Below are 20,321 nucleotides of genomic sequence, written 5' to 3'. Positions count from 1 at the left end.
TGAAATCGTCGGTAAGATGGGCGGAAGTTTGGAGAATAAGCCGAATTTTAACAGTTGTGGGAAGAAACGTTTTCAGTTAAAATATAGAGTGTAATTTTTTAGAAAGAGGGATGTTATGGATCATAATAATGCAGATGTAATGAAAAAAATGCAATATATATTGAATATGAGGCCGGTTTTGAATACAGAGGCATTGTTCAGCGATGGTTCTGATTATTACCGTTGTCCGTCAAATCCCAAAGCAGGAGACAAGGTCCGTATCCGTTTCCGCACCAAGCGGAACAACGTAGATATGGTTTATTTAGTATACGATGGTAAGCGTCAACAGATGGAGCGTGTGGCCAAATCTAATGGATTTGATTATTATGAGACTTCTATTATTATGGGAGAGGAGATTGTCCGCTACCATTTTGAGATCACATACGGATGGGTGACCTGTTATTATAATTATCAGGGTGTTTCCATGAACCCGGAGGAGCGTCTGGAGTTTGAGATTTATCCGGATTATGATACACCCCAGTGGGCGAAGGGTGCTGTTATGTACCAGATTTTTGTGGATCGCTTCTGTAATGGGGATCCGACGAATGATGTGGAGGATCGTGAGTATTTTTATATTGGCGATATGACTTCCAGGGTAAGAGACTGGGGAAAAGTTCCGGCAGTAATGGGTGTGCGGGAGTTTTATGGCGGTGACCTGCAGGGAATTATGGACAAACTGGATTATCTGCAGGATCTGGGAGTGGATGTTATTTATCTGAACCCGATTTTTGTTTCTCCAAGTAATCACAAGTACGATATTCAGGATTATGAGTATGTGGATCCCCATTACGGCAAGATCGTGGAGGATATGGATGATGGCCTTCTGAATGAGGGGGACCGCGAGAATGCTCATGCTCGGAAATTTATTAAGCGTGTGACTGATAAGCGGAATCTGGAGGCAAGTAATGAACTGTTTGCAAAGCTTGTGGAGGAAATCCATAAGAGAGGCATGAAAGTAATCCTGGATGGTGTGTTTAACCATTGTGGATCTTTTAACAAATGGATGGACAGAGAGCGGATCTATGAGAACCAGGAGGGATATCCAAAGGGAGCGTATATTTCTGCAGACAGTCCATATAGGTATTACTTTAATTTCTATGATGAGAACCGCTGGCCGTACAATCCTACCTATGATGGATGGTGGACTCATGATACTTTGCCGAAGCTGAATTATGAAGCCTCCAGGGATCTGTATGATAAGATTCTGGAGATTGGTAAGAAGTGGGTTTCTGCGCCTTATAATGTAGATGGATGGAGATTGGATGTAGCGGCAGATCTTGGGCACAGCAATGAATTTAACCATCAGTTCTGGAAGGATTTCCGGAAAGCTGTAAAGGCGGCAAATCCCAATGCGATCATTCTGGCAGAGCATTACGGAAATCCGGAGAGCTGGCTGCAGGGGGATGAGTGGGATACGGTTATGAACTACGATGCCTTTATGGAACCTCTGACCTGGTTCCTGACGGGCATGGAGAAGCACAGTGATGAGTGCAGGGATGACCTTTATGGAAACAGTGATGCCTTTATTGGGGCTATGAAGACTCATATGAGGGCACTTCATATGTCTGCACTTTATACGTCCATGAATGAGCTGTCCAATCATGATCATTCCAGATTTCTCACCAGAACAAACCGCCGTGTGGGAAGGATTTCCTATGCCGGTGCGGAGGCTGCTTCCCAGAACATCAATCCTGCAGTGATGCGTGAGGGTGTTGTGGTGCAGATGACCTGGCCGGGAGCACCAACTGTTTATTATGGTGATGAGGCAGGTGTCTGTGGCTTTACAGATCCGGATAACAGAAGAACTTATCCATGGGGACATGAGGATCAGATGATGATTGCGTTCCACAGAGATATGATTAAGATCCATAAGGAATATGATTTCTTAAGTAATGGTTCCCTTGTGTTCCTCTGGAATGATTATCAGGGACTTTGCTTCGGAAGATTTTCCCATGATGAAAGAATGATCGTGATTCTGAATAACCGGAATGAGGATCGGGAGGTTGAGATTGAGGTCTGGAAGACGGGAATCAGCAGATTGAAGGATTCTGTATTGAAGCGGATCATGCTGTCTTACCGTGATGGATATACCACGGAGGAATATGAATATACAGCTAAGGCAGGTGTGATCAGGGTGCCGATGCCAGCGTTTGGGGCGATGGTGTTGTATCATAAGTGTGAGAATCCGACTATATTTGTGGAAGATTAAGGGACGCCGCGAGGAGGGACCTATGGGCTGACGGCCAGAGCTGCGGTTCCGGGATTTTCCATATACGCTTATTTGCAGGAGGTGGAGCAAACTCGGCCACGGGGTGGCCTCAGACAGTGCTCCACCTCCTGCGCATATATGAAAAATCCCTGGAATCCTCGCAATGGCCGCCAGCCCATAGGCCCCTCCTCGCGGCTGAGTATTCCAGGCGGAAAAAGAAAGTTTGGTATCAGGGCGCTTCGCTGCTGATACAGAGAAGAGGGATAAAAAACTCCAGAGCATATTCGCTCTGGAGAAATAGTGGATGGGGAAGGATTCGAATCGCTTTGGTGTATGACAGAAAAACTCCAGAGCGAATATGCTCTGGAGTAGTAATGGATGGAGAAGGATTCGAACCGCTTTGGCGTATGACAGCAAAACTCCCAGGTAAAAATACCTGGGAGTTTAGAATATAGTGGATGGAGAAGGATTCGAACCTTCGAAGGCATCGCCAGCAGATTTACAGTCTGTCCCCTTTGGCCACTCGGGAATCCATCCGTGAACGAATTTATTATATACAAAGAAGAAAGTTTTTGCAAGATATTTTTTCAGTTTTTTTGATATTGTACACGCGAGGGGAATGAAAAAAGAATCAATAACTCATTTTTTTTGCAAAGAGGTAGACGAATGGGGAAAAATCTGCTAAACTACAGACAATGGAAATAGTTAAGGTGTTTCCAAAGATAGGAGGAATTTTATCATGTATGAGTTAGTTAATGCAACAGAAATGCTGAAAAAAGCAAAAGCTGGACATTATGCAGTAGGTCAGTTCAATATCAACAACCTTGAGTGGACAAAGGCTATCCTGCTTACAGCACAGGAACTGAACTCCCCGGTTATTCTGGGCGTTTCCGAAGGCGCTGGTAAGTACATGGCTGGTTATAAGACTGTTGTTGGAATGGTTAAAGGTATGATGGAAGAGCAGAAGATCACTGTTCCGGTTGCACTTCACCTGGATCACGGTTCATATGAAGGATGCCTGAAATGTGTTGAGGCTGGATTCTCATCCATCATGTTCGACGGTTCTCATTACCCGATCGAAGAGAACGTTGCTAAGACTAAAGAACTGGTTAAGATCACAAGAGAGCACGGAATGTCCTTAGAGGCAGAGGTTGGCTCCATCGGTGGTGAGGAAGATGGCGTTATCGGTATGGGCGAGTGCGCAGATCCTAAGGAATGCAAGATGATCGCTGATCTTGGTATCGATTTCCTGGCAGCAGGTATCGGTAACATTCATGGTAAATATCCGGCTAACTGGAAGGGCTTAAGCTTTGAGACTCTGGATGCAATCCAGCAGCTTACAGGTGATATGCCGTTAGTACTTCACGGTGGTACAGGTATTCCTACAGACATGATCAAGAAAGCTATCGACCTTGGAGTTTCCAAGATCAATGTTAACACAGAGTGCCAGCTTTCTTTCGCAGATGCTACACGTAAATACATCGAGGAAGGCAAAGATCAGCAGGGTAAAGGATATGACCCACGTAAGCTTCTTGCACCTGGCTTCGATGCAATCAAGGCTACTGTTAAAGAGAAAATGGAAATCTTCGGATCCGTTGGAAAAGCCTGAATATGATTTTTCTCCGCATATGCGGAACGAGAAAGGGGACTGCGCAAGCAGTCCTCTTTTGCATATATGAGATGTTTCACAGACTGCTTTTTCCAACAGGTTCTGGCTTGTGACCCGAATTATTATTCAAAGTCCGGACCTGATAAAAATTGTAATGTTTTGTACAAGTTGCGACAAAATATCCATATTCAAATATCACTCTCTAAAAAAATGAACATGTTTCTTGATTTTTTATCATGGTTTTTTAACAGAAAAATCAGTATTATATAAACATCTTAAGAAACGGTTCTCAAAGAAAAGGAGAGTAAAATTATGAAGATGAGAAAAATCGTAGCAATGGGACTTAGCGCAGTTATGGCAGCTTCTATGGTACCGGCATTACCGGTTATGGCTGATGATGCATCTGGAAAGGTTTACTACTTAAACTTCAAACCAGAGCAGGATGAAGCATGGCAGAATCTGGCAGCAAAATATACAGAAGAGACAGGTGTTCCGGTAACAGTTGTTACAGCAGCTTCCGGACAGTATGAGACCACACTTCAGTCTGAGATGGCTAAGAGTGATGCTCCTACACTTTTCCAGGTAAACGGACCTGTAGGACTTAAGAACTGGAAGGATTATTGCTATGATCTGTCCGGATCTGATATCTACTCACAGCTTACATCTGATGCTTACACTGTAAAAGACGGTGATGCAGTTGATGGTATTGCATACGTAATCGAGTCCTATGGACTGATCGTAAACAAAACATTACTGGAAAAAGCTGGTTATACAGTAGACGATATTAAGAGCTTTGATGATCTGAAGAAGGTTGCTGATGACATCCAGGCAAGAAAAGATGAGCTTGGAGTGAAAGGTGCTTTCACAAGCGCTGGTATGGACGGATCCTCTGACTGGAGATTCAAAACACACCTTGCAAACCTTCCAATCTACTATGAGTATCAGGCAGATGGCATCGATGATACAGATGCAATCAAGGGAACATACCTTGATAACTATAAGAACGTATTTGATCTTTACATCACAGATTCTACCTGCGATGGAGCTGAGCTTTCCGCTAAGACAGCAGATGACTCCCGTAACGAGTTCATCAACGGAGATGCAGTATTCTATCAGAATGGTTCCTGGGAATATGGCGAATTGTCCAAAACATACAGCGATGACGAGCTGGCTATGATCCCGATTTACTTCGGTGTTGATGATGAGAACGAAGGCCTTGCAACCGGTACAGAGAACTTCTGGTGTGTAAACAAAGAAGCTTCTGAGGAAGATATCCAGGCAACACTTGATTTCATGAACTGGTGCGTAACTTCTGAGGATGGAACAAAGGCTATGTCAGAAGACTTGGGCTTTACAATTCCTTTCAAAACAGCACAGGAGCCCACAAACGTATTTGTAAAACAGGATGCAGAGTATACAGCAGCTGGCCTTACACCTGTATCATGGAACTTCACAACAATGCCATCTGAAGAGTGGAAGAACGGTCTTGGTACAGCGCTTACATTATATGCAGCAGGAAGCGGTTCCTGGGATGATGTAGTTTCCGCATTCGTTGACAATTGGGCAACTGAGAAAGCTCTTTCCGAATAATCGTAACAGGTAATAAATTTCTTTCCAACAGCATATAATATGTCCAGAAGAAATTCAGGACATAATATAGAATGGTGAACAGGGTGGGGAGGCGAAATACAGCCTCCCCATTTTAATGGGAAAATGATGTAATGTTTTGGGGTGGTGGATAATCTTCTACAAAGGTGTCATAACAGGAAAAGGAGGAGTGAAAAATGGTAGGAAAATCTCTGAAAAAATGGTGGCCGGTATTTGTTCTGCCAACATTGGCTGCATTTATTATAGGTTTCTTATGGCCGTTTATCTGGGGTATTTATCTTTCATTTTGTAAATTTTCAACTGTAAAAGATGTAGTCTGGGTTGGACTTTCCAACTATCAGAAAATTTTTATCGGCGGTGACTTCAGTCATGCATTCTGGCTGACCGTTGTATTCGCATTTGTTTCCAGTATTCTGATTAATGTGTTGGCATTTTCCATTGCATTGGCTTTGACAAAAGGCTTCAAAGGAACAAACGTGTTCCGTACTGTATTCTTCATGCCGAACCTGATCGGTGGTATTGTACTTGGTTATATCTGGCAGACACTGTTAAACGGTCTGCTTTCCATGTGGGGACAGCCTCTTCTGAAGTTGTCTGCAACAAATGGTTTTATTGGAATGATCATCCTGTTGTTATGGCAGCAGATTGGATATATGATGATCATTTATGTGGCTGGTCTTAATAACGTATCTCCGGATCTGATTGAGGCCGCACAGATTGATGGCGCAACCGCATCACAGATCCTGTTTAAAATCAAGATTCCGATGATCATGCCATCTGTTACAATTTGTACATTCCTTACTCTTACAAACGGATTCAAGATGTTCGACCAGAACCTTTCCCTTACAGGCGGAGATCCTGGAAAACAGTCACAGTTACTGGCACTGAACATTTACGATACATTCTACGGACGAAGCGGCCCTGCATGGAAGGGGATCGGCCAGGCAAAAGCAGTTGTATTCTTTGTACTGGTTGTTGTGATCGCGTTGATCCAGCTTCGTGCAACATCATCTAAGGAGGTGCAGGCATAATGGCAGATAAGAAAAAAAGTATTATCCCAACTATAATTCTTTCTATAATTTCAATTATCTGGATCTACCCGATTGTTATGATCCTGTTTAACTCCTTAAAAGTGGAGTCCGCAATTACTACATCTGGTGTTTTCCAGTTTCCTACATCTGAGACCTGGAACGGAATCCAGAACTTTATAGCCAGCGTCACACAGATGGATTTCCTGAAATCCTTCTGGTACAGCCTTGTGATCTCAGTTATGTCTGTTGTTTTGATTCTGCTTTGTTGCTCTATGTGCGCATGGTACATTGTACGTGTAAACGGCTTGCTTTCCAAGGTTCTGTATTACCTTTGCGTATTCAGTATGGTTGTTCCTTTCCAGATGGTTATGTTTACCCTGGCAAAAACAGCAGATACTTTGAAACTGAATAATCCATACACCATTTGCATTGTTTACCTTGGATTTGGTGCCGGACTTGCAGTATTTATGTTTACCGGTTTTGTAAAAGGAAGCCCGCTGGAAATTGAGGAAGCTGCCATGATTGATGGATGCAGTCCTCTGCAGGTTTTCTTTAAGATCTTGATTCCGATTTTGAAACCAACCATTATCTCTACTGCAATTCTGGAGCTGATGTGGGTATGGAACGATTATCTTCTTCCAACACTGGTTCTGGATATTAAGAAGTATAAAACAATTCCAATGGCAATCCAGTATTTCCGTGGAAGCTATGGTCATGTGCAGATGGGACCGATGATGGCAAGTATTATGATCGACATTATCCCGATTATTGTTGTATATCTGGTTTGCCAGAAATATATTATCGAGGGAGTTGTTGCAGGTGCAGTTAAGGGTTGATTTCTTTGGGTAAAAGAACGGTTTTTACCTGAGAAATTTGGAGATTATTCCCTTTTCAATATGATACCAGAATGTTAAAATAAAGATAGTTCTTTGCAGAGATGCGAGGGGCTATCTTTATCTTTATATAAGATTTCATGTGCGCCAGACAGAAAAAATGGGGCGAAGCAACAGGCGATATGAAATTTCTGGCTTTTCTGACAGACGGACATAAATGACAGTTGGAAGAGTTGTCCCGGTGTTAAATATAATAAAAGATCGGAGTACCAATATGTACAGAGTTTTGATAACAGACGATGAGAAAATTGAGCGGGAGGGAATTAAATTCCTTCTGGCACAGGAAGAGGGAGAATACGAGATCCATGAGGCTGCCAATGGCAGGCAGGCACTGAATGTATTGCGAAGTGAAGAGATTGATTTTCTTTTAACAGACATAAAAATGCCTCATATGGACGGTCTGGAGCTGGCTAGCAAGGTCAGAGAAGAGTATCCCAATCTTCCAATTGTAATTTTTAGTGGATACAGTGATTTCGCTTTTGCCCAGGAAGCTATGCGTTACGGAGTGAAGGATTACGTGCTGAAGCCGGTTGATCCGGATACCTTTCATACAACTATCGGGAAAGTAAAAGCAGAGCTTCAAAGTATCCGGTCCAAGAAGCAGAAGGAAGAGAAAGGGAAGAATTTTCTTCTTCAGTATTTTCTTCAGACTTACCTGTATTCCGGAAATGAAGAAGTGTTGAAAAAAGCTGGGGAGATTTTAGATGAATCTAACTGGGAGCAGTGGCACTGTGCGATTCTTATCGAATCAGATAAGGCATTTTTTGATAATGTTCCAGATAATATTGATGAGGAACTGATGCAGGGATTGCACCGGAATTTCTTTTACCTGAATCTGAATACCAGACAGTCTGTGCTGTTTTTTTCTGATGTGTACTGCGATTATCAGCTGGTTGCCAAGCATTTATATGACATTTTGAAGCAGAATCACTCTGCAAGTTTTCACCTTGCAGTGAGCAGCCGGTTTGAAGGGCATGAGGCGCTGCCTGAAATTATGTCCCAGTTGGAGCAGACCATGGAGGAGAAATTTTATCATCCAGATGTGCATGTGTTTAATAATGAGGCCTCTGACAGCCAGCCGGTGAATGCGGAGACACAGGATTCCCGTCTGATGGAGAAGATTTCCGAAGACATTTCCCGCAAAGATGTGGAGCAGCTGAAGAAGCATTTTGAGTGTCTGGTGAAGAAATATGAGAATGATACCCGTTTCTCTGCCATGTATGTGAAATTTGTTTTTTCCAATGTGATCCAGGAGCTTTTTCAGGAAAATCAATTCTCTGAGGAGCGGAAGCTGGATCATGAGGTAGAGCGGCTGTACAGTTGTACCAATCTGAAGCAGATCCTTGCAATCACCCAGGAGAATATTAAGGAGTACGAGGAGTTTCTGGAGCGTTCCATGAGTGATTCCAGAGATGAAGTTGCTTCTGTGAAGAATTATATTTACCAGCACTATGCGGAGGATTTAAGTCTTGAGACATTGGCGGAGAAGGTGTATTTGTCTTCTGGCTATCTCAGCTTTATTTTTAAAAAAGAGACTGGTATGAACCTGAACCGCTTTATACGTGTGGTTCGGATGGAAAAGGCGAAGGAGCTTTTGTGTAATTCTAATATGAAGGTGGCACAGGTCAGTGAACAGGTAGGAATCCCCAATGTTTCTTATTTCTGCAGAAGTTTCAGGGAATATTATGGAAGCAGCCCGGAGTCCTATCGGAAAGGAACCGGTGAAGAGGATGAAAATACCGGCAGTCATAAAGAATAAATTTGAGAATATGAAATATCGTCATAAGCTGACTATTCTTCTTGTGACAGCCAGCCTGGTTCCCATGATCCTGCTTGTATTGTATAGTCATGACCGCATGAGCAGTCTGCTCCGGGAAAAAGAAATGGAGGATATGTCTTCCATTCTGGAACAGACCGGAGAGGGAATCGACAGCCAGATAGAAGTTTTTTCCAGTCTTCTGAATTATCTCACTTATTCCCCGGATATTGAGGATCTGATCACTGAGAAAAATATGGATAATTATCAAGCGTATAGAAAGTATACAGAAGTAGCAGATCCTCTTTTGTCTGTACCAAAGTCTTATCATGATGCCATTATACAGATCCAGTTGTTTGCAGAAAGCATTAAAGTGCGCCATGAGTATACACTTGTGCCTTTGTCAGAGGTGGATAAGGAGTGGTGGTATGACAAACTGGAAGAGGATGTGTCTGTGCAGTGGGTGGTGGACAGCCAGATACCGGAGATTGCAGCTGTAAGGCGGATTTATACTGGCAGAGAGCAGACAGCAGTTCTTTGCGTTACACTGGATTATAATAAGATTTTTCAGCCCTTTGAAAAGATTATTTCTGCAGAATCCGGGGGCATGATCCTGGATAAAGGGGGAAATGTTCTGTTTCAGAAGGAAATGCTGGGTGAAAAGGAAGAAAAGGATTCGGGAGAGGCTGTCTCCAGGGAGTTTCTGGAGTCCGGGCAGGGAGATTATGCTTTTGTAAACCGGAAGAACGCGGCTTGCGGATGGATTTTTTATCTGTATAAGCTGCAATCAGCAGTGGACAGCTCTGTGTCAGGAATCCTGGTCAGCGAGATTCCCCTGATTGCGGCCTGTGTAGCCATAATTCTGGTGTTGGGACTTTCTTTTTCCAGACTTTTTACCAGAAAGATCGAGGAGCTTACCGATAACATGAACCGGGTAAACCAGGGGAGCCGTGAGGTTACGGTGGACAGCAATGCTGGAGATGAAATTGGCCTTCTGGTGCGCAGCTTCCGAAGCATGATGGACGAGATCAATCGTCTGATCCATGAGGTTTATGAGAATAAGATTGCGTTGAAAGAGTTTGAACTGAAGGCACTGACTGCCCAGATCAACCCTCATTTTTTGTATAACTCCCTGTCTGTTATCAACTGGATGGCTATTCGAAGCAATCAGAGGGAAATTAGTAAGGTTACTTTGTCCTTATCTATGTTCTACCGGACTGCTTTGAGTAAGGGGCAGGATATGGTAACTGTGGATAACTGTATTCAGAATATTAAGGCGTATCTGGATATCCAGCTGGTGATGCATGACAATGATTTTCAGGTGATCTGGGACATTGACCCGGAGGTGAAAGGAGATATTGTGCCTAAATTGCTGCTGCAGCCTGTTGTGGAGAATGCATTGGAGCATGGGCTGGACATGAAAGAAGAAGGAGAGAAGATTCTGAAACTGTTTTTTGTAAAGGACGGTGAGGATGTGCTTCTTGCTGTGGAGGATAATGGACCAGGAATGGAACAGGAAGAGGCAGATAAGCTGGTAACTTACAAGGCTTCCGGATATGGTCTTAAAAATGTCAATGACAGAATGCAGCTTCTTTATGGGATGGAGTACGGAATCAAGGTGTTTAGCCAGATTGATCAAGGCACCAGGGTAGAAATGAGAATTCCAAGAGAAAAAGCGGATGAGGAGGCTGTGGCAGCCGGAGAGTTTTCTACGAAAAAGTTTTTGCAGGAACCGGAAGAAGACACAGAGGACACAACAGGAAAGAAAGGTGGAAAAAGTGAAGAAAAAAAATAGAATTCTGGTATTGGGACTGACTTTTTCCATGGTGATTTCGTCTGGTTCATTGACAGGCTGTGATAGCGCAGCTGGAAATATGGGAAAAGAGACAACGGGTGTGGAATACGAAGAAGCAGATTATGAGCTTTCTGAGGAATCAAGCAGTGATTCCGGAATTGATGCAGCTGACCCAGGCACTGTAGACAACGAGACGGAAAAGACAGCAGAAAACAGAACGGATGCAGAGAAAAGTACAGAAACAGAAGAATCCCAGACAGATAATTCTACAGATAGCGGATTGTGGAAAAAAGCTTCCACAACTCCGTATGGAAAGTACCCGGAGCTTGTGACTTATACTTTAGGACAGATGAGCGGTGCCAATAATTCCAATCTTCCAGCAGGAAATACCTACGAAGACAGCGCTTATACCAGATATCTGAAAGAGATTCTGAACGTGCAGAATGAAAATGCCTATATGGAGCGGGAGGATCGCTACGACGAGTATGTGAATGTGCTGGTAAATGATCACACTTTGCCGGATGTACTGGTGGTTTCAGACAGGGAGACTTTAAATGTTCTTGTGGAAAATGACATGGTGGAGGATCTGACTGAGGTTTATGCAAACTGTACCTCCCCGAGAATCAAGGCCATGTATAACAGCTATGGTCCCCAGCTTCTCGGTGCAGGAACCTTTGATGGTAAGCTGATGGCGCTTCCGGAAGCAGTAATCGACCACGGTCCCTGTCTTTTGTGGATGAGAAAGGACTGGATGGATCAGCTGGGTCTTGCAGAGCCAGAGACTCTGGAAGAGGCTATGGATATTATCCAGGTTTTTCAGGAAAACAGGATGGGAGCAGAGGAAGGGGAAGATCCTGTGGGACTTGTGTGTGATACCAATTTTGTGTCTACTACCAGTCAGAATTATTCGGTGGAACCTGTTTTTGAAAAATTTTATTCTTATCCAAGAAGATGGATCAAGGACAAAGACGGGGAAATTGTCTATGGTTCTTTGACAGAGGAGACCAGATCTGCCGTTGCTTATTTGCGTGAGCTATATGAAAGAGGAATACTGGATCAGAACTTTGCCCTGCGTGCTCAGAATAATCTCCGTGATCTGGTAGTGGAAGGTAAATGCGGTGCGTTTTTTGGACTTTGGTGGGCACCGAATAATCCGCTTATGGATGTGGCTGAGAATGATCCGGAAGCAGACTGGGAGCCTTATTACCTTACTGCTGAATACCAGGAAAAAGATAACGTTTATGCTTCTTTTCGGGACAACAAATATGTGGTTGTGAGAAAGGGTTACGAACATCCGGAAATTGTAATGAAAATTATCAGTGTTCTGTTTGATTACAGCCGGTTCGAAGATGAGGAAAATGCGGATGAGATCAACAGCTATTTTGCTTTGAATGTGGACCCTACAGCCAGACCGCTGGTTATTAATGTGGATTATAATGAGGCAATTTATAATGTTACGAAGGATATCAGGAGAGTAATGTCCGGCAAGCAGAAGGCAAGTAATTTAAGCGCACTGGAGAAGTCTTACTATGATGCCTGTATGAAGTATTTGAGCGGGAAACATGTAACTGTAGAGGACTGGGCTGCGTACAAGTCCAGAATTTCAGCAGTGGGCGTGCTGGTTGACGGCCATTATAGTTCGGTGCGCAGAACATATCTGGTTGATTCGGATGGAGAGATTCCCAACATGCTTGCTTCCCTGGAGAAAAATGCCTTTATTCAGATGATCATGGGAGAGCAGCCCATGGATTACTTTGATACCTTTGTGGAAGAGTGGTATGACCAGGGGGGAAGGGAACTGACCGAGAAGATCAGAGAGGAGAATTCGTAATTTATGCGAGAAGAATTATTTAAGAATTGTACCTTATGCCCCCGGAAGTGTAATGTGAATCGTCTGGAGGGCAAAAGAGGATATTGTGGCATGGACAGTACTATAAGGGCTGCCCGTGCCGCTCTTCATATGTGGGAGGAACCTTGTATTTCAGGAAAAAAAGGATCAGGGGCTGTTTTTTTCTCTGGCTGCGGCTTGCGGTGCTGTTTCTGCCAGAACCGGGATATTGCCATTGGGGATTCCGGAAAAGAAATTTCAGTGGAGCGGCTTGCTGAAATTTTTCTGGAATTGCAGGAAAAAGGGGCGGCAAATCTGAATTTGGTCACTGGGGCGCATTATGTGCCGCATATTATTTTGGCGTTGGAGCTGGCCAGAGGAAAGGGAATGAATCTTCCAGTCGTGTACAATTCCAGTGGGTATGAGAGCGTGGAAACTATCCGGAGACTGGATGGCTATGTGGATGTATATCTGCCAGATATGAAATATATGGAGCCTGAATTGGCTGCTGCTTTTTCCAACGCAAGGGATTATCCGCAGGCGGCGCAGAGTGCAATTGCCGAAATGATGCGTCAGACCGGTCCCTGTCAGTTTGCGGAGGATGGATATATAAAACGCGGGACAATTGTTCGTCATCTGATTTTGCCAGGGCATACCAAAAATTCTATTGCAGTATTGAAATATCTGTACCGGACTTATGGGGAGGATATTTTTATCAGCGTAATGAACCAATATACGCCTGTCTGGAAGAATGAGAAATTTCCGGAACTGAATCGGAAAGTGACCAGACGAGAGTATGAAAAGGTGTTGGACGCTGCCATTGAGCTTGGAATCGAAAATGGCTATTTTCAGGAAGGAGAGACTGCGGAGGAAAGTTTTATACCGGCGTTTGATTATGAAGGGGTATGAAAGAAAAAGTATTATGCACGAATCCGATGATATAGTTCCAGAGGATATTTGTGGTGACTTTGAAGTTGAGTAAACGAACAATTGGTATGGGGAGAAAAAGCCTGCTGACTACTGTTTTGAAGCTGCCCAGCAATTGCCGGGCAGTATTAGAGCGTGTTTAAAAAAGGTTTTCTGTGAGATGTGTATTGCTGTTACGGTTATCTTTATGACCAGCAGCATATGCTATTTTGCTTCAGGTGCACAGCTTGCAGAGCAGGGATTGTCAAAGCCTGGATTGAAAGCGTAGAAGTTTTTAGCATCCAATTGTTCCTGGATGGAGCGAAGTGCTTCACCAAATCGCTGGAAATGTACCACTTCCCTTGCACGCAGGAAACGGATAGGATCAGCAACTTCCGGGATATTTCGTACTACACGGAGAATATTATCATAAGTGGAGCGTGCTTTCTGTTCTGCTGCAAGGTCTTCAAATAGATCCGTGATCGGATCACCTTTACTCTGGAATTCGCAGGCATTAAATGGAACGCCTCCTGCTGCCTGTGGCCACACGCCAACTGTGTGGTCAATATAATATGGTCCCAGCCCGGAATTCTCAATTTCTTCCATAGTGAGGTCACGGGTAAGCTGGTGAACCATGGTGGAAACCATCTCCAGATGCGCCAGTTCTTCAGTACCGATATCATTAAGCACAGCTGCAGAGGTTCGGTTCGGCATGGTAAAGCGCTGGGAGAGATAGCGCATAGAAGCACCGATTTCTCCATCCGGGCCACCATACTGGCTCATAATGAACTGAGCCAGCTTCGCATTTGGCGTTTTGATATTGATTGGATACTGTAATCTTTTTTCATAATTCCACATAAACTGTCACGCTCCTTCCTTTTCCCATGGAAATGGCTGCTGAGACCATTTCCATGCATTTTCACTGCTTACAGCTGCATTGTCGATGGTCAGAGGACCGTATTTCTCAGCATATTCGGCCATCAGCTGGTTGCGACGGTCAGAAATATCGGAAAAATAGCGCAATGCTTTTTGATCCTCAGGGTGAGTATCCAGATAAAGAAGCATGTCATTGACAGCGAAACTAACCTCATTGATCTGCTGTAAAAAAGAGCATCTTGGGGAAGGCTGCTTTCTCATCATCTTCGAATACCTCTCTTTCCACAGAATGGTTTACAAAGCTGTGGGAAAATAGTGCCCACAGACAAGGCATAATCAAGATCATAGGCTGAAGTGAAATTCTGATATGGTACATAGGCCATTGCTGGTGCTAGGTGTTTCAGGTGCTCATACATATTATCTGTTTTTGATGAAACTGGTTTAGCGCAAGGGCAGTTTGGTGTTTGGGAAATTGACGGATTGTATGAAGACTTCACAGGTATGAAATCACCGGAATTTTTATATGGTCTGGTACAGTCTGAGGACTCACAATTCATTTCGCTGCAAGAAGTCTGTCGCCGCATTTGCGACAGTGGAGCGGGAGAGAAATTCATCATCCCGCAGGTTCTATTATAAGGGCGGCAGCCCGAACGGTTCATCTGATAATTTTCCATAAACAGATCCTTTCCTTATTCCGTAAGGTCTTTCCCTTTATTCTATGTAAAAATATATAAATGTGTTTATATAAGAGAATGTAATAGTTACGTATACTGTTGGTGGTGCAGTGAAAAGAACGGATGGTATTTTTTATTATGGCTTTGGTTTTAAGAGATACACATGCACAAAATAAATCAGTGATGGAATCAGAAATACAAGATTTACACCGCCTGCCAGGAATTCAGGAACATTGCCTGTTCCTTGAAATGTAAATCCAAGGAAAAGGTACAGTGCTCCAGCTAAAGTACTTAACATCCAGTTCTCCCAGCCCAGCCAGCCAAGAAGCCCAGCCAGAATCAGGGAAAATTCCCGATAATACTGCATATAAGTATCCGAAGAAAATGGAAAAACATTTCTTAGAAGATAACATCCAAATAGGATTCCAAGAATATTCATTGCTCTCATTATTTCAAAAATCAGACTTGTACTCTTTAACATAGAGCAGTTGTCCCATAGCTTTACATCTAATTTATTGGCTGCGCTGATAGCTGCCTTGGTGAAAGTGCCATTTGTCATAACGATGCAGCGGTCGCAGTCATAGTATTTGCCCCCGGCATAGACCTCTTGCACTGCTTTATTCCCAACTGGATAAGAATAATATTTGCATTGAACTGCATATTTTGAAAAATGTTTGTAGGCAATGATGTCGACACCCTGGTCACCACTTTTTTTGGTAACTTCTACATGGTGAAATCCCTTTCGGCGCAGCATCCGGGCGCATTTATATTCAAATTTGTGTCCGTTCATCTGGTAAAATTCCTTATTTTGAGTTATTGTTTCGTTTTTTTATACAAAAACAGCAGAAATCGTTTCATGATTTTTTCAAAAGTCTTTCACACTTTTATCACATTTGTTTCGTATATTATTAACTGTAGAAAGCACCAAGTCTTTCTTAATTTAATATTTTTCTTTTTCATACGCGCCGGTGCGAAAGCACCGGCCTCCTTCCATTTCTGGGGAAAATATCCTGTTTATAAAGTTAACGGCGAAAGCCAAATTCGGGAAAATGAAATAAAGTATATTTATAGAGATAAAGTCATTGTACTACATATGAAATAAAAAGTAAACACCTGTTCGAACAACACGTTGCTGTTCACTCCGTTCACAGTAACGCGCTTCGCGATGCACAAAAATCACGCATTCGCATGATTTCGCGCCGCACTTCCCGGGTTTTGTGTGAACAAAGTTCACAGTTAACTTCAAACATACTCTAAGATTTACTGTAAGAAAATGACTATTTCCAAAAGCAAACAGTAGTGCTATAATAGCAGTGTTTAGAATGTTAGGAACAGACTCATTTTTTGTCTGTGACCTGACATTTTCCTATTATTTATATATTTGGAGGAGTTATGCAAATTATAATTGTCGGGTGTGGAAAAGTTGGACGTACACTTGCAGAGCAGCTTCAGGAAGAGGATACTGATATAACTCTGATCGATATCAATCCGGACAGGATTAATGAGATTACAGATGAAGTAGATGCTATGGGCGTTGTTGGAAATGGAGCAAGTATCAATACTCTTATGGAAGCGAGAATTGAGACTGCAGACATTCTTATCGCAGTTACTGTATCAGATGAGATGAACCTTCTATGCTGTCTGATCGCCCAGAAGACTGGTCACTGCCACACAATTGCCCGTGTGCGTAATCCGATTTACAGTAAGGAGATTGGTTTTATCAAGGAGCGTCTGGGTGTAACCATGATCATCAACCCGGAACTGGCAGCAGCCCAGGAGATTTCAAAACTTCTGCGTTTTCCATCCGCCATAAAGATCGATACTTTTGCCAGAGGCAAGGTAGAACTTCTGAAATTTAAAGTAATGCCTGAATTTGAACTGGATGGAAAGAGCATTCAGCAGATTACGGAGCACTTTCGCTGCGATATTCTTTTCTGCGCTATTGAGGGAAAAGATTATACTACCATTCCAGGCGGTACCAATGTGATCCGGAATGGAGATGTGATTTCTATTCTTGCTACCCCGCAAAATGCAGCAGTTTTCTTTAAAAAGATTGGCTTGAAGACCCATCAGGTAAAGAACACCGTGATCGTAGGAGGTGGAACTATTTCTTATTATCTTGCCAAGGCCCTGCTTGCCATGAAGATCAAAGTCAAGGTAATTGAGAAAGATAAGAACCGCTGTGAGTTCCTAAGCGAAGAACTTACAGATGCTACGATTATTAACGGTGACGGCACAGACCGTTCCCTTCTTCTGGAAGAGGGGCTGGAAAGTGCTGAGTCCTTTGTAACTTTGACCAATATGGACGAGGAGAATATTTTCCTTTCCCTTTTCGCAAAGACTATTTCAAATGCCAAGCTGGTTGCCAAGGTAAACAGACTTGCCTATGACGATATTATTGACAGTCTGGACATCGGAAGTGTTATTTACCCGAAATACATTACTGCAGATTATATTTTGCAGTATGTAAGAGCAACTCAGAATTCCATTGGAAGTAATGTGGAGACCTTGTATCACATTCTGGATGGAAAGGCAGAAGCTCTGGAATTTAAGATCTGTGATAATTCACCTATTGTAGGAAGGACATTGTCCGAACTGAATCTGAAGAAGAATCTTCTGGTTGGATGTCTTTACCGGGATGGCAGTGTGCGCATTCCTCGTGGACATGATGCCCTGGAGATTGGAGACAGAGTTGTAATTGTTACCACGAACAGAGGCCTTCGTGATATCAACGATATACTTGCAAAGTAAAGGAGTCCGGACATGAATTATTCCATGATATCTTATATTCTTGGCTGGATCTTCAATTTTGAAGCGGCATTTATGATTTTGCCAGGAATTACAGCAATCATTTACCGGGAAAAAAATGGTCTGGCATTTCTGATCACGATGTTGATCTGTCTCACAATTGGAATTCCACTTACCAGGAGGAAAAGAAAAAGCAAAGTATTCCATGCCAAAGAGGGTGCTGTTACAGTTGCTCTCAGCTGGCTGGTACTCAGTATTGCAGGAGCCCTTCCCTTTATTATTTCAGGAAGTATTCCACATCCTATAGATGCAATATTTGAGACTGTTTCCGGTTTTACCACGACTGGAGCCAGTATTTTGAACAATGTGGAGGCACTTTCTCACTGTATGCTGATCTGGAGAAGCTTTACCCACTGGATTGGCGGAATGGGAGTACTGGTATTTATTCTCTGCCTGCTGCCTCTTACCGGTGGATATCACATGAATCTGATGAAAGCAGAGAGCCCGGGACCGTCTGTCAGCAAATTGGTGCCGAAGGTACAGTCCACAGCCAAGATTTTGTATACCATATACATTATTCTGACTATTGTGGAGATCATTTTCCTTCTCATTGGAAAAATGCCTCTGTTTGATACATTGTGCCTTAGTTTTGGTACCGCAGGTACCGGTGGTTTTGGTGTCAAAAATGACAGCATTGCAAGCTACAGTACGTATAATCAGGTGGTGATCACGGTCTTTATGATTCTTTTTGGAATCAACTTTAATGCCTATTATCTGCTTCTGACAAAGAAAGTAATGCAGGCAGCGAAGAATGAAGAGGTACGTTACTATCTGGGGATTATTGGCCTGGCCATTGTAGCTATCGCCATTAATACAAGAGAAATGTTTACAAGCTTTGGAAGTGCTTTCCAGCAGGCTGCTTTCCAGGTGGGGTCCATCATTACGACTACTGGATATGCTACCACAGACTTCAATGTGTGGCCGGTATTTTCCAAGACCATTCTGGTTATCCTTATGTTTGTGGGAGCCTGTGCAGGAAGTACAGGCGGCGGTATCAAGGTATCCCGTCTTCTGATCCTGTGTAAATCTGCACGCAAGGAACTGCAGCTGTATCTGCACCCAAATGCAGTGAAGAAGATTAAGATGGATGATAAGGCGATTCCCCATGAGGTGGTGCGAGCTACAAACATGTTCCTGTTTGTGTACATTATGATTTTTGTTACTTCACTGTTGATCATAAGTCTGGACAATCTGGATATGGTTTCCAATTTCACCGCGATCGCAGCCACTTTGAATAATATAGGACCTGGGCTTGGAGCTGTGGGACCTACCGGAAATTTTGATACGTATTCTTATATTTCCAAGGCTGTCATGATCTTTGATATGCTGGCAGGAAGGCTTGAAGTATTCCCACTGTTACTTTTGTTTAAGAGAGATACCTGGAGAAAGTTCTGAAAACTGACAAATAAAAAACTCCTCAAATTAACACGCTCTAAAGAATGTTAATTTGAGGAGTCTTTATTTGCGTAAGCAACGAGCAGGAGCCTGTTTGGTCTTACTTGTCCATAGTATATGGCTCATCTGCCGGATATCCTCCTGCCGCTTTCTGCATTCCACGCGGCAGTGCATCCTTGGAAGTACGCCAGTCCGCATCTTTATTGCGGTAATCAAACTTATCGCAGAACCAGTCCAGATCATCAGAAAGCCTTTGCATATTCTGCTCCATCATTGGGAAAAGGATAGCGTAAAAGGCTTTTTTCTCTTTATCAGATAAAGCACTTTCAGCTGTTTCAACCAGATCTCCGAAATGGGGAATGCAAAATCCCTTACAGGTTTCAAAAAGCGGGAGAAATTCCTGGCTTTTTTTAAACAGTTCGAAAAAAGTATCCAGATATCTTGCATAGGTATCTTTATAAAAATTGCAGATATAGCAGGTATCTTCCTGTTCTTTTACCCATGCGCCAAGAGAAGTTTTCGGTGCATCTGTATCTGTGTTTCCCTTCTTAAATCTGGAAAAAACGGAAGCCCTGGAAGGAGCGAAAATCCTGATCTGTTCATGAAGCTCTTTTGTTTTGTACTGAAAATGGGTTTTCAGAATCAGCCCTGTACCCAGACGGTTTCCGTAGTCATACATTTTCTTATAGTGGGTACGACAAAAGCCCATTTTATCAGTTTCTGCCCGTACATCATCTTCCATATAAGATGCGCCGGCACCTAAAACGAAATCCATGGCATGCTGCTCCAGCTGGCGCTCCACAAAACAGAAAGGGCATTCGTCCCCTGCTTTAAAAGCATCCATCAGGGGAATGGTATATAATTTTTCTTTCATCTGTAAGGTCTCCTTCAGGA

16 protein-coding genes and 1 tRNA gene are annotated in these 20,321 nt (G+C 43.1%); 11 read left to right on the top strand and 6 right to left on the bottom strand.

Annotation, left to right across the window (positions count from 1 at the left end; genetic code table 11):
• Positions 1–115 precede the first annotated feature (115 nt).
• A complete protein-coding gene (locus AB5642_RS00735; protein ID WP_227198937.1) occupies positions 116–2,248 on the top strand; it encodes a glycoside hydrolase family 13 protein in 2,133 nt (710 codons plus the stop codon).
• A 455-nt stretch (positions 2,249–2,703) separates the two neighbouring features.
• Here AB5642_RS00735 and AB5642_RS00730 read toward each other — a convergent pair.
• Positions 2,704–2,785, bottom strand: a tRNA-Tyr gene (locus AB5642_RS00730).
• Positions 2,786–2,987: 202 nt separating this feature from the next.
• On the opposite strand from AB5642_RS00730, the gene fba reads away from it, so the two are divergent.
• The 8 genes from fba to AB5642_RS00690 all read left to right on the top strand — a co-directional run bounded on the left by fba (position 2,988) and on the right by AB5642_RS00690 (position 13,677).
• Positions 2,988–3,857, top strand: coding sequence for a class II fructose-1,6-bisphosphate aldolase (gene fba, locus AB5642_RS00725; RefSeq protein WP_148463679.1), 870 nt, complete (start codon positions 2,988–2,990; stop codon positions 3,855–3,857).
• Positions 3,858–4,169: 312 nt separating this feature from the next.
• Positions 4,170–5,447 carry an ABC transporter substrate-binding protein gene (locus AB5642_RS00720; RefSeq protein WP_368371401.1) on the top strand — a complete coding sequence of 426 codons (1,278 nt, stop codon included), beginning with the start codon at positions 4,170–4,172 and terminating at the stop codon, positions 5,445–5,447.
• Positions 5,448–5,641: 194 nt separating this feature from the next.
• A complete protein-coding gene (locus AB5642_RS00715; RefSeq protein ID WP_148463677.1) occupies positions 5,642–6,496 on the top strand; it encodes a carbohydrate ABC transporter permease in 855 nt (284 codons plus the stop codon).
• Positions 6,496–7,332 (top strand): carbohydrate ABC transporter permease, encoded by an 837-nt coding sequence (locus AB5642_RS00710; protein ID WP_118581591.1) that lies wholly within the window; start codon positions 6,496–6,498, stop codon positions 7,330–7,332. Before AB5642_RS00715 ends, AB5642_RS00710 begins: the two co-directional genes overlap by 1 nt.
• A gap of 271 nt (positions 7,333–7,603) precedes the next feature.
• Positions 7,604–9,148 carry a response regulator gene (locus AB5642_RS00705; protein WP_173770007.1) on the top strand — a complete coding sequence of 515 codons (1,545 nt, stop codon included), beginning with the start codon at positions 7,604–7,606 and terminating at the stop codon, positions 9,146–9,148.
• Positions 9,039–10,940, top strand: a complete 1,902-nt coding sequence (locus tag AB5642_RS00700) for a sensor histidine kinase (RefSeq protein WP_243880113.1) — start codon at positions 9,039–9,041, stop codon at positions 10,938–10,940. The genes AB5642_RS00705 and AB5642_RS00700 overlap by 110 nt, the downstream gene beginning before the upstream one ends.
• Positions 10,924–12,771: a sugar ABC transporter substrate-binding protein gene (locus AB5642_RS00695; RefSeq protein ID WP_368371400.1), complete on the top strand. Its 1,848-nt coding sequence runs from the start codon at positions 10,924–10,926 to the stop codon at positions 12,769–12,771. The genes AB5642_RS00700 and AB5642_RS00695 overlap by 17 nt, the downstream gene beginning before the upstream one ends.
• A 3-nt stretch (positions 12,772–12,774) precedes the next feature.
• Positions 12,775–13,677: a radical SAM protein gene (locus tag AB5642_RS00690; RefSeq protein ID WP_173770002.1), complete on the top strand. Its 903-nt coding sequence runs from the start codon at positions 12,775–12,777 to the stop codon at positions 13,675–13,677.
• Between the two features lie 222 nt (positions 13,678–13,899).
• Here AB5642_RS00690 and AB5642_RS00685 read toward each other — a convergent pair whose 3' ends face one another.
• The 4 genes from AB5642_RS00685 to AB5642_RS00670 form a co-directional block, all read right to left on the bottom strand.
• Positions 13,900–14,532, bottom strand: a complete 633-nt coding sequence (locus AB5642_RS00685; protein WP_173719384.1) for a manganese catalase family protein — start codon at positions 14,530–14,532, stop codon at positions 13,900–13,902.
• A gap of 6 nt (positions 14,533–14,538) precedes the next feature.
• A complete protein-coding gene (locus AB5642_RS00680) occupies positions 14,539–14,814 on the bottom strand; it encodes a spore coat protein CotJB (protein ID WP_148462539.1) in 276 nt (91 codons plus the stop codon).
• Positions 14,811–14,933 carry a spore coat associated protein CotJA gene (locus AB5642_RS00675; RefSeq protein WP_226815951.1) on the bottom strand — a complete coding sequence of 41 codons (123 nt, stop codon included), beginning with the start codon at positions 14,931–14,933 and terminating at the stop codon, positions 14,811–14,813. The genes AB5642_RS00680 and AB5642_RS00675 overlap by 4 nt, the downstream gene beginning before the upstream one ends.
• A gap of 427 nt (positions 14,934–15,360) precedes the next feature.
• Positions 15,361–16,014, bottom strand: a complete 654-nt coding sequence (locus AB5642_RS00670; RefSeq protein ID WP_148462538.1) for a restriction endonuclease — start codon at positions 16,012–16,014, stop codon at positions 15,361–15,363.
• A gap of 602 nt (positions 16,015–16,616) precedes the next feature.
• Between AB5642_RS00670 and trkA the strand changes: the two genes are divergently transcribed.
• Positions 16,617–17,975 carry a Trk system potassium transporter TrkA gene (gene trkA, locus AB5642_RS00665; RefSeq protein ID WP_148462537.1) on the top strand — a complete coding sequence of 453 codons (1,359 nt, stop codon included), beginning with the start codon at positions 16,617–16,619 and terminating at the stop codon, positions 17,973–17,975.
• A 12-nt stretch (positions 17,976–17,987) separates the two neighbouring features.
• Positions 17,988–19,427 (top strand): TrkH family potassium uptake protein, encoded by a 1,440-nt coding sequence (locus tag AB5642_RS00660; protein WP_148462536.1) that lies wholly within the window; start codon positions 17,988–17,990, stop codon positions 19,425–19,427.
• 100 nt (positions 19,428–19,527) lie between these two features.
• On the opposite strand, the gene AB5642_RS00655 is transcribed toward AB5642_RS00660, so the two are convergent.
• Positions 19,528–20,301: a DUF6062 family protein gene (locus AB5642_RS00655; RefSeq protein ID WP_148462535.1), complete on the bottom strand. Its 774-nt coding sequence runs from the start codon at positions 20,299–20,301 to the stop codon at positions 19,528–19,530.
• Positions 20,302–20,321: the final 20 nt, after the last annotated feature.

It is taken from the genome of Ruminococcus sp. 1001136sp1_2201st1_G3_2201SCRN_220225 (assembly GCF_040924365.1).
Classification (GTDB): domain Bacteria; phylum Bacillota; class Clostridia; order Lachnospirales; family Lachnospiraceae; genus Blautia_A; species Blautia_A faecis.
The sequence above is the reverse complement of the archived record's forward strand: the minus strand, read 5'-3'. Positions and strand labels throughout refer to the sequence as shown.

Excerpts from the sequence above, each read along its gene's own strand:
- AB5642_RS00735 (WP_227198937.1), top strand. The coding sequence starts at position 116 with ATGGATCATAATAATGCAGATGTAATGAAAAAAATGCAATATATATTG.
- fba (WP_148463679.1), top strand. The coding sequence starts at position 2,988 with ATGTATGAGTTAGTTAATGCAACAGAAATGCTGAAAAAAGCAAAAGCT.
- AB5642_RS00720 (WP_368371401.1), top strand. The coding sequence starts at position 4,170 with ATGAAGATGAGAAAAATCGTAGCAATGGGACTTAGCGCAGTTATGGCA.
- AB5642_RS00715 (WP_148463677.1), top strand. The coding sequence starts at position 5,642 with ATGGTAGGAAAATCTCTGAAAAAATGGTGGCCGGTATTTGTTCTGCCA.
- AB5642_RS00710 (WP_118581591.1), top strand. The coding sequence starts at position 6,496 with ATGGCAGATAAGAAAAAAAGTATTATCCCAACTATAATTCTTTCTATA.
- AB5642_RS00705 (WP_173770007.1), top strand. The coding sequence starts at position 7,604 with ATGTACAGAGTTTTGATAACAGACGATGAGAAAATTGAGCGGGAGGGA.
- AB5642_RS00700 (WP_243880113.1), top strand. The coding sequence starts at position 9,039 with ATGTTTCTTATTTCTGCAGAAGTTTCAGGGAATATTATGGAAGCAGCC.
- AB5642_RS00690 (WP_173770002.1), top strand. The coding sequence starts at position 12,775 with ATGCGAGAAGAATTATTTAAGAATTGTACCTTATGCCCCCGGAAGTGT.
- AB5642_RS00685 (WP_173719384.1), bottom strand. The coding sequence starts at position 14,532 with ATGTGGAATTATGAAAAAAGATTACAGTATCCAATCAATATCAAAACG.
- AB5642_RS00680 (WP_148462539.1), bottom strand. The coding sequence starts at position 14,814 with ATGATGAGAAAGCAGCCTTCCCCAAGATGCTCTTTTTTACAGCAGATC.
- AB5642_RS00675 (WP_226815951.1), bottom strand. The coding sequence starts at position 14,933 with ATGGCCTATGTACCATATCAGAATTTCACTTCAGCCTATGATCTTGAT.
- AB5642_RS00670 (WP_148462538.1), bottom strand. The coding sequence starts at position 16,014 with ATGAACGGACACAAATTTGAATATAAATGCGCCCGGATGCTGCGCCGA.
- trkA (WP_148462537.1), top strand. The coding sequence starts at position 16,617 with ATGCAAATTATAATTGTCGGGTGTGGAAAAGTTGGACGTACACTTGCA.
- AB5642_RS00660 (WP_148462536.1), top strand. The coding sequence starts at position 17,988 with ATGAATTATTCCATGATATCTTATATTCTTGGCTGGATCTTCAATTTT.
- AB5642_RS00655 (WP_148462535.1), bottom strand. The coding sequence starts at position 20,301 with ATGAAAGAAAAATTATATACCATTCCCCTGATGGATGCTTTTAAAGCA.